This is a genomic window from Caulobacter sp. FV1ye6ST (genome assembly GCF_058681225.1).
This window is the reverse complement of record NZ_CM178733.1, coordinates 1906149-1917773: the sequence shown is the minus strand read 5'-3', so window position 1 is coordinate 1917773 and position 11625 is coordinate 1906149. Positions and strand designations below refer to the sequence as shown.

The following is an 11625-nucleotide window of genomic DNA, read 5'->3' as shown; positions in this document are numbered from 1 at the left end:
GCCGATCCAAATCATCCAATCCATACCTACAATGATGGGAATGTTCGATGGATGTATGTGCGCTCGTATTCGGCAACGAATACCTTCGATTGCTGTTCTAGTCGGGCGACCAGCGCCGCTCTTGGCGCGACCGGATCAGCAGCACTCTGGAAGACGAACAAATGCGCAAGATTTTGACTACGTTATGCGTGGCGGGCCTGCTCGGCGCCGTCGGCGCCGTCGGCGCCTCGGCTCAGTCCATGGCCGGGCACGACATGAAGGGCATGGATATGTCCAAGACCAGCATGAAGGGTCACGCTCAGATGGGCCGCGACGCCTTGAAGATGGACGAGATGCGGATGAGCAAAGCGATGATGGCGGCCAAGGCCGCCGACTTCGACGTGCTGTGGGCCAAGAAGATGATCGCTCATCACCAAGGCGCGATCGACATGAGCCAATCGCTGCTCAAGCACGGCGGCGACACCGAGGCTAAGCGCATGGCGCAGATGACCATCGACGAAAACACCAAGGCCAAGGCCGAATTGGAGGCTTTCGTCCGCAAGCACGGCGGATAGGCTGCCTGTAGAAACTGGCGCCGGCGCACCTTGCGCCGCGCGTCATTTTCGCGCGCGTTCCAGACTTGCGGGATAAAGGGGTTCTGCTGCGTATAGTCAGCGGGACACCTCCGGGGGCGAAGGACCGAGCATGACTCTGAACTTGGATGACTTGGTCGATCAGCTGGCGGCTCAGCCGCTGGACAGATCGCTGGACGGCCTGGAATGGGACGTGGCGCGCGGCATTGCCCGTCGACGCGCCGACCTCAAGACAGGGGCCGCCCTGGCGCCGATCCGGGTCGCATCGGTCGGTCTGGCGCTGGCGATGGGCGTCACCGCCGGCGGCTTGGCCGCGGCCAGCACCGTCTCCGCGCCACAGCAGTTCAGCACCTTTTCGGTCTCGGCTCATCTGGCGCCGTCCACCCTGCTCGAGGGTGATCAGTGAGCGTTACCCGCAGCATCATTCTGACATTAGTGCTTTCGACCCTGGCGGCGGCGATCGGCGCCTGGGGCGGCGGACAGTATGTCGTGCGCCGGATGCACCACGCCACGCCCCTGCATCAGTTGGTGCATGAGAAGCTCAACCTCACGCCGGATCAGGAACGGCGGATCGACGGGCTGGAGCGTGACTACGCGGCGCGCCGCAAGGTCCTTGAGGCCGAAATGCGCGCCGCCAACGCCGAGCTCGCCCAGGCCATTCAGGAGCAGCACAGCTATACGCCCAAGGTCCAGGCGGCCATCGACCGCTTCCACATGGCAATGGGCGCCCTGCAGAAGGAAAGCATCCAGCACGTTATCGCCATGCGCGCCGTGCTGACCCCGCAACAAGCCGCCCGTTTCGACGACACCGTCGTCAAGAACCTGACCGAACAGGCGCAGTGATCGCGGCGACGCCCACCGACGAAGCGCTCGCGGCGCAGGCCGCGAGGGGTGACGAGCGCGCGTTCGCGCAGCTGGTCGGCCGACACAAGGAAAGTCTCTACCGCCTGCTGCGGCGTTATACGGGCGATGCCGATGAGGCCTATGAAGCAGCCCACGAAGCGTTCATCGCGGCCTGGGCGGCTTTGGGCCGATATGACCCCTCGCGCTCTTTCGGCTCCTGGCTGCGCACCATCGCCATCAACAAGGCGCGAGACCGCGGGCGGAAAATGGCCGTGCGGCGCTTCTTTTTCGGGTCTGTCGCGCCCGATGACGCCCTGGCCCAAGCCGTCGATCCCGGTGCGCTGGCCGACGACCAGCTGCGCCAACACCAGTCGATGGGTCTTCTCAACCAGGCGGTGGCGAAACTTCCCGACGCCCTGAAGGCGCCGCTCGTGCTGACCGCCTTCGAAGGCCTGTCACATCATGAAGCCGCCGCGATCCTGGGCGTCTCGCCCAAGTCCGTCGAGACCCGCGTCTATCGGGCGCGCAAAGCCCTGGCGGCGTCGTTGGATCCGGAAGCCTTTCGCGATCGCTAGCGCGACACCCCCTCGCCAGGGGTAAGCCGATGGGACACCGATTCCAGCGCCTGGATACCCGTTCCGAACCGCCCAATGGCCTCGCGATGCTTGTCCAGTTCGCCATAGGGCAGGTAGCGAACCGACAGATCCCCGATCCGGCTGAAGGCCGGCCGGGCGATCTGGGCGCGAACATCGACTTCCCGTTTGTCGGGGGCGACCAGGTAGAGCGCATGCAGGCTGCCGGCCGCGCCGCCGAGCGCCAGATCGAGCATCCGCACGATGCCCGAATAGATGGAGGTGCTGTGCTCGACTTCGAAGGCCGCGATGATCGTGTCCGGGCCCGACAGCCACAACACATCGATCAGCCGCACGGCGTCCGCGCCGGGCGCCGCTTCCAGCCGGCCACCCAGCCGCGTCAGACACCCCTCGCCCAGCTTGCCGCCCTCGTGCAGACGCCCTTGATCGTTCTGGGCGATGAACACCTTGTAGCCCAGGGCCAAGCCCAGATCGCGCAGCCAGCCCTGGACCTGGGTATGGGTGCGCTCGTCCTGTTCGACCCCGGGCTTAAGGGCCGCGGCTTCCCGAACCTTGGCCAGATCCTCGCGCCAAGACGCCAGGGCGGCGACGTCGTCCTGACGTGGCGGCGGCGCATAGAGACCCATGCCGATATCGAAGCAGAAGGCGGCGGCCGCGCCCAGATCGTTGGAGAGCAGATCTCGATGCTTGCTGTTGAAAGCGATCAAGCCTTGGCGCATGGCCAGGTACTGCTCCCAGCGCCCGAGCTTCACATTCGCCCCGAACAGGGCGTTGTAGCCGCGGACGATCGCGGTGTTGAACGGCGGGGCGATCGTCGGGTGCAGGAAGTAGAGGATGTTGGCGACGGCGGGTCCGAGCCCCTTGATCTGCAGGGCGTCGATCCGATGGATTTCGGCCAGGACATGCTCGGCGGTGTCGCAGCAGACGCAAGCGTCCAGCAGGCGCCCGAAGGCCCGCTGGTTGCCGGGATGCTCGTAGATGTCGGGAATGCGCAGCTTGGGCTTCCACAGGAAAGCGTGGTCGGCGCCCTTGAAGACCTGGCGCTGCTCGGCGATCGAGTGGACGACGGTCTCGAGCGAGGAGCCGCGATAGGCCACGCCGAACCGTCCCTCGGCTATCTCCTCGGCGACCTGTTGCACGCCGCGCCGGATAGAACGGAAGTTCTTGATCCGGTCTTCCCAGAGAAACCAGGTGCGATAGGCGCCGCGCGGATCGTCGCGCCAGCGCCGCAGAAGATCGCGCATCAAGTCGTCGGACAATCCATCTCTCCCCGGCCGCACCCTTGGTCAATAGGCGGCGACGCCTTGCTTTCCAAGTCAAGAAGCGGGCAACCTCGACCGCTCATTCGCCGTTGTCGTGTCGATGGCTGGTCCCAATGAATTTGACCGGGTCGATATCCTTCCCATCATTGGAATCTTTATTCCGGCAGGAAGCACCGATGCTAATCCAACCGATCGACTACTTCCTGGTGGGCTGGTTTTCCGTCGCCGCGCTCTGCACGGTCTATGTCGCCGTCGACCAGTATCGCAACAACCCCGAGCCGGTTGTGATGAAGTGGGGTTTCATCCTGGTGACTCTTTATACGGGGCCCATCGGCCTGCTGCTGTACGTGCTGGCCGACAAGGAGCCCCGTCCCGGTGAGCACGAAGCCTTCGTCAAGCCGTTGTGGAAGCAGGGCGTCGGCTCGACCATCCACTGCATCGCCGGCGACGCTACGGGGATCATTCTGGCGGCGGTGATCACCGCGACCCTGGGCCTGCCGATGTGGCTGGACCTCCTGGTCGAATACGCCTTCGGTTTCGCGTTCGGCCTGTTCATCTTCCAGGCCCTGTTCATGAAGTCGATGATGGGCGGGACCTATTGGCAGAATGTCCGCCGCAGTTTCATTCCCGAACTGATCAGCATGAACTTCATGATGGCCGGCATGGCTCCGGTGATGAGCTTCCTGATGATGGGCCGCGACATGCGGGCCATGGTTCCGACCGAACTGATCTTCTGGGGCGTGATGAGCCTGGGCGTCGTCGCCGGCTTCGCCCTGGCCTTTCCGTCCAATGTCTGGCTGGTCTCCAAGGCCCTCAAACACGGCCTGATGACCGAACGCAAATCGGGCGCGAAGTTCGACCTTGGGTCCCAGGCCAAGGCGAAGGCGACCGCCGACCCGCATGCCGGCCACAAGATGGCCAAGGCGATGGCCGGCGGCGAACATCCGGATCATGGCGCCCACGCGACCATGGCCCCCGACAGCCCCGGTATGGCGTCCGACGCCACCTCGGCCCAGATTGCCACGCTCGGCATCGTCTCGAGTCTGGCCCTGGTCGCGGGGATGATCGCACCCTGGAACTGGATCAACATGACACTGTCGGCCCACCAGGTCGGCGGCGCGATCATGCCGCCAGGCATGATCATGGATCGCGACACGCCGGCCGAGGCGATGATCGACATGGCGGCGGTCGATCCGCGTCAGGTCAAGGCGACCTACGGCGTGGAGGTGCGCGGAGCCCGCCCCCTGCCCTTCCGCCTGGAGAACGGCGTCAAGATTTTCGAATTGGAGACCTCGGTGTTCCGCTGGACGATCCTGCCGGGCGTCACGGTCGACGCCTATGGCTTCAACGGCCAGGTCCCGGGCCCGACCATCCGCTTCAACGAGGGCGACAAGGTTCGGATCGACGTGACCAATCGACTTCCAGAGTCCACCACTGTCCATTGGCATGGGTTGATCCTGCCCAATATCATGGACGGCCCGGCGATGATCACCCAGGCGCCGATCGAGAACGGGAAGGCCTATCGCTACGCCTTCACCGCGGTGCAGAGCGGCGCCTACCTCTATCACTCGCACGACCATGTTGACCGCCAGCAGGGGCTTGGGCTTTACGGCGCGCTCATCATCGACCCCAAGACGCCCGACCCCAGTCTAAGGGCCGACCACGAATATGTGCTGCAATTGCAGGAATGGCTGAAGCGCGAGGGCCTGACCTACCCGGCGATGCCCATGGACGGCGGCCAGCCCAACTTCTTCACCTTCAATGGCAAGGCGTTTCCGGCAACCGACACCATTCACATGAGGGTGGGCGAAACCCTCAAGGTCCGGATGATCGGCTCCAACAACGGTTTCATCCACCCGATTCACATCCACGGCGGTCCATTCGAGGTGGTGGCCCGCGACGGCGAGACCCTGCAGCCCTCGGCCCGCTTCAAGGCCGACACGATCAATATCGGACCTGGTCAGCGCTACGACGTCATCTGGACGGCGCTCAAGCCCGGAAAATGGCTGATCCACTGCCATATCGGCCACCACACGACCAACAACAACGTCGAGACCCAGGGCGGCGGCGGCCTGATGATGGTGATCGACGTCCGCTAGCTGCGGGCGTGGCGCCTGGCCTTTTCACCCTGAAACCTTGGTCGGGGAGCCATCGGCGGTGAAGGAGGCCTGAACGCGTGGAACCATTGCGGACGCGGCGGCTTGGACTCTCGGAAGGACTCCCCTGGTCATGGCGAACTCCGGCGACACCCGCGCTATCCGTGGGCGGCTCCCCGTTCTTCGTAGCGCGCTCGCGGTCGCCGCCACGCTGGGGGCGGTGTTCCTACTGTGCTGGAGCGGCGCGGCGATCGGATGGCTCAGCGCCAGCCACATGTACGTTGCGATTTTCACGGTGGAGCCCGCCGGATCGGTGGCGGCCCTGGCGATGGGCCTTTGCTGGTCGCTGGCTTTTGGGACCCTGGTCGGCGCGTTGCTCGCGCTGGCCTACAATGCGCTTTCGTTCCTGGAACGTTGATCGATCGCCCCTCCCATGCGGCTGACCACCAGCCCCCAGATCCCGGCGCAGCGTCGGCGAGCCCCCATCGCCTCGCCGCCCTGCTGCTGGGCGCTTGCGCGGCCTATCAACTGGCGATCGGCCTCTACTTCGCCATGCTCCGCCCGCCACTCCTTGCGGAGGATCTTCGGTTCCTCGGGACCGCGTCCGGAGCGCTCACGGCGGCGGCGCCAAGGCTGGAGCGCTGGCTGCAGTTGGTGTTCGTCGTGCTGGGCGGGCAGATGGCGGCGCTGGGGGTGTTGACCGCGGCGCTTGCATTGCGCCTAAGCCGGGGCCATGCGCCGGATCGGCGCGAACTTGCTTTGCTTGGCGGCGCGGGCGCGCTGTCGGTGGGAACGATGAGCGTGGTGAACCTTGTCCTGGCGTCCGACTTCCGATGGCTGCTGATCCTTCCCGTCGCGGCCTGGGCCGTCGCCATCGCCCTGGCCGCGCGCGACGCGGGCCGCCTGAATGAGCGCTGAGATGGATCGTTCCCCTGATCGCGACGCGGTGCTGAACAGGGAGTGTTTCTGCATCACGCTCGACAGCGCCGGCCTGCTGGCCGCGATCCAGGCGCAAGCGCCGGAACCAGGCCTCGTCGCGACCCTGATGGCCGCGCGACCCAATCTGTTCTCCGGCGGACCGGTGTTCATCGCCAAGAGTGATCTGGCGGCGATGCTGGATATTGTCGGGGCTATCGAAGCCGCCGTCCAGGACCCCGCCTACCAAGCGGCGGTCCTGCGCTGGGCGCCGGCGATCGCGCGACAGGACTTTGGCCCGCGCGGGGTCTTCATGGGTTACGACTTTCACCTCGGCGCAGACGGGCCCAAGCTCATCGAGGTCAACACCAATGCGGGCGGCGCCTTCCTCAACGCCATGCTGGCGCGCGCGCAAAGAGCCTGCTGCCGCGAGGCGGACGATGCGATGCGTGGCGCGCCGCCAGGTCAATTCGAGACGGTCGCCTGGGAGATGTTCCTGGCGGAGTGGCGCGCGCAAGGTCGCGCGGGACAACCGCGAACGATCGCCATCGTCGATGATCGACCGCGGGAGCAGTACCTGTTTCCCGAGTTCCTGCTGGCGCAACGCTTCTTTGAGCGCCACGACCTGGAGGCCTGGGTGGTCGATCCTACGGAGCTCCGCTTCGCCGACGGCCGGTTGGCGTTCGAAGGCCAGACGGTCGACCTTGTCTACAACCGCCTTGTGGACTTCGCCCTGAGCGACGACGGCCATCAACCGCTACGAGAAGCCTATCTGGCGGGCGCCGTTGTCCTCACCCCCAATCCTCGCAACCACGCGCTCCTGGCCGACAAGCGCAACCTGACCCTGCTCTCGGATCCGGGCGCGACGAGCGGGTGGGCCATCACATCCGTTCAGCGGCAAAGCCTGGCGGCCGTGCCCGCGACCCGAATGATCACCGCCGACAATGCCGACCAACTCTGGACGGCGCGCAAGCGCTACTTCTTCAAGCCGGCGGCGGGTTATGGGGGCAAGGCGGTCTATCGCGGCGACAAGGTCACGCGAGGCGTCTGGGAGGATATCCGGCGGGGCGGCTACATCGCCCAGGCCTTCGCCGCGCCCGGCGAGCGGCGGATCAGGATCGACGGCGAGACCAAGTCGCTGAAGCTGGACGTGCGCCTCTACACCTATGCCGGTTCGCCGCTCTTGATGGCCGCGCGCGTCTACCAGGGACAGACAACCAACTTCAGGACGCCGGGAGGGGGCTTCGCGCCGGTCTTCGTCATCTGATGGCGGCCGTCGCAAGTCGTCTCCGTGGCGATCGTCCTGGACCGCCGGCCGCGGCGCGCGCCAGGCCCTTCATGTGGCTCAGGCGACTGAACGGCCTGGCTTCTTGTCCTGGATCAAATCCCCAGCTGTGACGTTGCGGCATATACCCCGCGAAGGCGTCTCGCCCATTCTCCATTGCGCATATGGGCGCGCGTCCACACGATTTGCGAAGCCGCCGCGAGGCTAGATAGGGACGACATGACCCGCGCCCAGAGTCACGATCACGACCATGGGGCGCAGACGAGCGTATCGCCCCAAGCCGATCCGGCCATCGATCCCGTCTGCGGCATGACGGTCGATCCGCGCAAAACGCCCCACCATGTCGAGCATGGGAGCAGGACGGTTTCCTTCTGTTCGGCGGGCTGCCGCGACAAGTTCATCGCCAGCCCCGAGCGCTATCTGGCGACGGCCACGCAGGCCGCGCCCGCCGCGGCCGAAGGGACGATCTACACCTGTCCCATGCACCCGCAGATCCGGCAGGTCGGTCCCGGCTCCTGCCCGATCTGCGGCATGACGCTCGAGCCGGTGACGGTGACGGCGGAGTCCGGGCCAAGCCACGAACTCGACGACATGACCCGGCGGTTCTGGATCGGCCTGGCGCTCACCGCCCCGGTCTTCGCGCTGGAGATGGGCGGCCACCTCAGCGGCCTGATGATGTTGATGAGCCGCCAAACGTCCAATTGGATCCAGCTGGCGCTGGGGACGCCTGTCGTGCTCTGGGCCGGCTGGCCCTTCTTCGTGCGCGGCTGGGCCTCGCTGCGAACGCGCCAGCTCAATATGTTCACGCTCATCGCCATGGGCGTCGGCGTATCCTGGCTCTACAGCATGGTGGCGGTGCTGGCTCCCGGCGTCTTCCCGCCCGCTTTCCGCGACGCCGCGGGCGCGGTCCCGGTCTATTTCGAAGCGGCGGCCGTGATCACCGTGCTGGTGCTCCTGGGACAGGTCCTCGAACTGCGGGCCCGCGAACGGACCAGTGGGGCGATCAAGGCCCTGCTCAACCTTGCTCCCAAGACCGCGCGGCGCATCCGCGATGACGGGACCGACGAAGAGGTCACGCTCGACCTCGTCCTCGTGGCCGACCGACTGCGGGTCCGTCCGGGCGAGAGGGTGCCGGTGGATGGCGAGATCGTCGAGGGCCGCGTGTCGATCGACGAGTCCCTGGTGACGGGCGAATCCATGCCGGTGACCAAGGAGCCGGGCGGCAAGGTCATCGCCGGCTCGATCAACAAGACCGGCTCCTTCGTGATGCGGGCCGAGAAGGTGGGCGCCGACACCTTGCTCTCGCGCATCGTGCAGATGGTCGCCGACGCACAGCGCAGCCGCGCGCCGATCCAGCGGATGGCCGATCAGGTCGCCGGCTGGTTCGTGCCCGCTGTCATCGCCGTGGCGGCCGTCGCCTTCGCCGCGTGGGCGATCGTCGGACCAGACCCCCGGTTGGCCTATGCCCTGGTCGCCGCCGTCTCGGTGCTGATCATCGCCTGCCCCTGCGCGCTGGGCTTGGCCACGCCGATGTCGATCATGGTCGGGGTGGGCCGGGGCGCGCAGGCCGGCGTGCTGATCAAGAACGCCGAAGCCCTCGAGCGCTTCGAGAAGATCGACACCCTGGTGATCGACAAGACCGGCACCCTCACCGAGGGTCGGCCGGCCGTTACCGCCATCGAGACCGTGGCCGGCATCGATGAAGGCGAACTCCTGCGGCTGGCGGCCAGCTTGGAGCGCGGCAGCGAGCATCCCCTCGCCGACGCGGTGCTGCGCGCGGCCAAGGATCGCGGCCTGTCCCTATCGGAGGCCGCCGACTTCGACTCGCCGGTCGGCCGGGGCGTGATCGGCATGGTCGATGGCAAGAAGATCGTGCTCGGCGGCGCGCCGCTGATGGCCGAGCAGGGCATCGACCTAACCGCGCTGCTGACGCAGGCCGAAGCCCTTCGCCAGGACGGGACGACCGCCGTCTTCGCGGCGATCGACGGTCGCCTGGCGGGCGTGCTTGGCATCGCCGACCCGATCAAGCCGACCACGCCGGAGGCGGTGCGAGCCCTGCAGGCCGACGGCGTCCGGCTGGTGATGATGACCGGCGACAATCGCACCACGGCGCTGGCCGTCGCCAAGCGCTTGGGCATCGAGGATGTCGAAGCCGAGGTGCTGCCGCAGGACAAAGCCAAGGTCGTCCAGAAGCTGCGCGCCGAAGGCCGCGTCGTGGCCATGGCCGGCGACGGCGTCAATGACGCCCCGGCGCTGGCCGCCGCCGATGTCGGCGTCGCCATGGGCGCCGGTTCGGACGTGGCCATCGAAAGCGCCGGGGTGACGTTGCTGAAGGGTGACCTGCAGGGCCTCGTCAGGGCGCGCCGCCTGTCGCGGATGGTGATGCGCAACATCCGCCAGAACCTGGTCTTCGCTTTCATCTACAATGTGGCCGGAGTCCCGATCGCCGCCGGGGCGCTCTATCCCATGTTCGGCTGGCTGCTTTCGCCGCAGATCGCCGCGGCGGCCATGGCGCTGTCGTCGGTCAGCGTGATCAGCAACGCCCTGCGGCTTCGGGTCGTGAAGCTCTGAGCCGAGGTGGACGGGGTCAGGGTTGCGGGCGCAAGCCCGCCAGGGTGACGGCGACGAGCCGCTGAACGGCGGCCTTGGACGCAAGACTACTGGCCGCCGTCAGGGCGTGCAGGCAATAGGTCGCAAGCTCATCCGGCGCGATGTCGTCGCGCAGCGCCCCGGTCTTCGCGCCCTCGATCACCAGATCACGAATGAGGTCATGTAGTTGCTGGTGCGCCCGGACGACATGATCGCCACGATGCAGCAGCGCCGCCAGCTCGCCATCGTGGCGCTGATGGGAAATCAGCGCGAAGGCCTCAAGGACGGCTTGCAGCTTCTGGCCAGGATCGCCCGCCTGGTCGCGCACCGCGGCGAGCTGTCGAAGGTGGTGGCCGACCTGCCGTTCGTGCCAGGCCATCAGGATCGCTTGGATGTCGGGGAAGTACTTGTAGAGCGTCGCGCGACCGATGCCGGTCTGCGCGGCGATCTTCGACATCGTCACCGACGCCAGCCCGTGCTCAGCGACCAGCGCCGCCGTGGTGTCCAGCGTGGCTTCGCGCACCGCCAGGCGATGCGTCTCGATCGTCTCGTCCCACAGCTTCGGCATCCGCCCAGCATAGGCGGATCCAGAACGATGTCCAAGGCCGAGACACCTTGACTCTATCGAGACACTATGTATTGATAAATGGAGAACCCGCCTCCGTCGGCCCCATCGTCGAGGACCAATATGTCCAGCCCCTCTCCCGACGGCGATAGCGCATCCGGCCGGCCGCCGCCCCATCGCACGCCGGCCTGGGTGAGGACCTTTCAGGTGGTCGGCGTCGTCCTCGTCCTGCTGTTCGTCGTCCTGCATCTCACCGGGCTGGCGCCGCGGCACGGCCTTGGTGGTTCGGGCCGAAACCCGTCCGCCGCCATAGATCACGGACCTCGACCGTCGTGATCATGTCGCCGGGCCTGCGCAAGCTGGCGCTCACCGTCCACGTCACCGCATCGGTCGGCCTGCTCGGCGCCATCGCCGCCTTCCTGGCGCTGTCCGTCGCCGGCCTGGCCGGCCGCGACCCTCAGATGGTGCGCGCCGCCTATCCGGCCATGGCTTTGATCGCCCGGCTGGTCGTGACGCCCCTGGCCCTGGCGGCCCTGGCCACCGGGCTCATCCAATCGCTGGGCACCGCCTGGGGGCTGTTTCGCCACTACTGGGTCTTGATCAAGCTGCTGATGACCCTGTTCGCCACCGCCGTACTGCTGGTGAAGCTCGACTTGATCGACCAGGCCGCCCGTCTGGCCTCCGAGACGATCCTGGCCAGGGCGGACCTTCGGGTCGTGGGGATCCAGCTTCTCGTCCACGCAGCGGGCGGCCTGCTGGTGTTGCTCGTGCCCGCGGTGTTGTCGATCTACAAGCCGCAAGGCCTGACGCGATACGGCGCGCGTCGGCAGCACGCGCTGTAACGGCTTTAGGGACCTAGCCCCTACGTTCAAGCGGTAAGCCCCGGACAACGCCAAGGTCCGGAC

General features: G+C 66.6%; 13 protein-coding genes. 11 read left to right on the top strand and 2 right to left on the bottom strand.

Annotated features, from left to right (window positions below):
- The first annotated feature begins 161 nt into the window (after positions 1-161).
- The 4 genes from ACW175_RS09630 to ACW175_RS09615 all read left to right on the top strand — a co-directional run bounded on the left by ACW175_RS09630 (position 162) and on the right by ACW175_RS09615 (position 1990).
- The gene (locus tag ACW175_RS09630; RefSeq protein WP_012286348.1) at positions 162-554 is read left to right on the top strand and encodes a DUF305 domain-containing protein; all 393 of its coding nucleotides are present in this window, start codon (positions 162-164) and stop codon (positions 552-554) included.
- A gap of 130 nt (positions 555-684) precedes the next feature.
- Positions 685-978 (top strand): hypothetical protein, encoded by a 294-nt coding sequence (locus tag ACW175_RS09625; RefSeq protein WP_012286347.1) that lies wholly within the window; start codon positions 685-687, stop codon positions 976-978.
- Positions 975-1415 (top strand): Spy/CpxP family protein refolding chaperone, encoded by a 441-nt coding sequence (locus ACW175_RS09620; protein ID WP_012286346.1) that lies wholly within the window; start codon positions 975-977, stop codon positions 1413-1415. Before ACW175_RS09625 ends, ACW175_RS09620 begins: the two co-directional genes overlap by 4 nt.
- Positions 1412-1990, top strand: a complete 579-nt coding sequence (locus ACW175_RS09615; RefSeq protein ID WP_099578356.1) for an RNA polymerase sigma factor — start codon at positions 1412-1414, stop codon at positions 1988-1990. Before ACW175_RS09620 ends, ACW175_RS09615 begins: the two co-directional genes overlap by 4 nt.
- On the opposite strand, the gene ACW175_RS09610 is transcribed toward ACW175_RS09615, so the two are convergent.
- Positions 1987-3267 (bottom strand): type II restriction enzyme NmeDI-related protein, encoded by a 1281-nt coding sequence (locus tag ACW175_RS09610; RefSeq protein WP_492104306.1) that lies wholly within the window; start codon positions 3265-3267, stop codon positions 1987-1989. The genes ACW175_RS09615 and ACW175_RS09610 overlap by 4 nt on opposite strands.
- Before the next feature lie 179 nt (positions 3268-3446).
- On the opposite strand from ACW175_RS09610, the gene ACW175_RS09605 reads away from it, so the two are divergent.
- The 5 genes from ACW175_RS09605 to ACW175_RS09585 all read left to right on the top strand — a co-directional run bounded on the left by ACW175_RS09605 (position 3447) and on the right by ACW175_RS09585 (position 10137).
- Positions 3447-5369 (top strand): multicopper oxidase domain-containing protein, encoded by a 1923-nt coding sequence (locus ACW175_RS09605; protein WP_492104305.1) that lies wholly within the window; start codon positions 3447-3449, stop codon positions 5367-5369.
- 130 nt (positions 5370-5499) lie between these two features.
- Positions 5500-5784, top strand: coding sequence for a hypothetical protein (locus ACW175_RS09600; RefSeq protein ID WP_492104304.1), 285 nt, complete (start codon positions 5500-5502; stop codon positions 5782-5784).
- A complete protein-coding gene (locus tag ACW175_RS09595; protein ID WP_492104303.1) occupies positions 5781-6284 on the top strand; it encodes a hypothetical protein in 504 nt (167 codons plus the stop codon). Before ACW175_RS09600 ends, ACW175_RS09595 begins: the two co-directional genes overlap by 4 nt.
- A gap of 1 nt (position 6285) precedes the next feature.
- Positions 6286-7548 carry a hypothetical protein gene (locus ACW175_RS09590; protein WP_492104302.1) on the top strand — a complete coding sequence of 421 codons (1263 nt, stop codon included), beginning with the start codon at positions 6286-6288 and terminating at the stop codon, positions 7546-7548.
- 237 nt (positions 7549-7785) lie between these two features.
- A complete protein-coding gene (locus tag ACW175_RS09585; protein WP_492104301.1) occupies positions 7786-10137 on the top strand; it encodes a heavy metal translocating P-type ATPase in 2352 nt (783 codons plus the stop codon).
- Positions 10138-10153: 16 nt separating this feature from the next.
- Here the strand turns inward: ACW175_RS09585 and ACW175_RS09580 are convergent, their stop codons facing one another.
- Positions 10154-10723, bottom strand: a complete 570-nt coding sequence (locus ACW175_RS09580) for a TetR/AcrR family transcriptional regulator (protein WP_012286338.1) — start codon at positions 10721-10723, stop codon at positions 10154-10156.
- A gap of 120 nt (positions 10724-10843) precedes the next feature.
- Here ACW175_RS09580 and ACW175_RS09575 point away from each other — a divergent pair, with 120 nt between their 5' ends.
- Positions 10844-11056 carry a hypothetical protein gene (locus ACW175_RS09575; protein ID WP_150108017.1) on the top strand — a complete coding sequence of 71 codons (213 nt, stop codon included), beginning with the start codon at positions 10844-10846 and terminating at the stop codon, positions 11054-11056.
- A 2-nt stretch (positions 11057-11058) separates the two neighbouring features.
- Positions 11059-11562, top strand: a complete 504-nt coding sequence (locus tag ACW175_RS09570; protein WP_012286337.1) for a hypothetical protein — start codon at positions 11059-11061, stop codon at positions 11560-11562.
- The last annotated feature ends 63 nt before the right edge of the window (positions 11563-11625 follow it).

What these genes read in the sequence shown, in the direction of transcription:
- ACW175_RS09630 (WP_012286348.1), top strand. Translation starts at nt 162, where the DNA reads ATGCGCAAGATTTTGACTACGTTATGCGTGGCGGGCCTGCTCGGCGCC.
- ACW175_RS09625 (WP_012286347.1), top strand. Translation starts at nt 685, where the DNA reads ATGACTCTGAACTTGGATGACTTGGTCGATCAGCTGGCGGCTCAGCCG.
- ACW175_RS09605 (WP_492104305.1), top strand. Translation starts at nt 3,447, where the DNA reads ATGCTAATCCAACCGATCGACTACTTCCTGGTGGGCTGGTTTTCCGTC.
- ACW175_RS09600 (WP_492104304.1), top strand. Translation starts at nt 5,500, where the DNA reads ATGGCGAACTCCGGCGACACCCGCGCTATCCGTGGGCGGCTCCCCGTT.
- ACW175_RS09590 (WP_492104302.1), top strand. Translation starts at nt 6,286, where the DNA reads ATGGATCGTTCCCCTGATCGCGACGCGGTGCTGAACAGGGAGTGTTTC.
- ACW175_RS09585 (WP_492104301.1), top strand. Translation starts at nt 7,786, where the DNA reads ATGACCCGCGCCCAGAGTCACGATCACGACCATGGGGCGCAGACGAGC.
- ACW175_RS09580 (WP_012286338.1), bottom strand. Translation starts at nt 10,723, where the DNA reads ATGCCGAAGCTGTGGGACGAGACGATCGAGACGCATCGCCTGGCGGTG.
- ACW175_RS09575 (WP_150108017.1), top strand. Translation starts at nt 10,844, where the DNA reads ATGTCCAGCCCCTCTCCCGACGGCGATAGCGCATCCGGCCGGCCGCCG.
- ACW175_RS09570 (WP_012286337.1), top strand. Translation starts at nt 11,059, where the DNA reads ATGTCGCCGGGCCTGCGCAAGCTGGCGCTCACCGTCCACGTCACCGCA.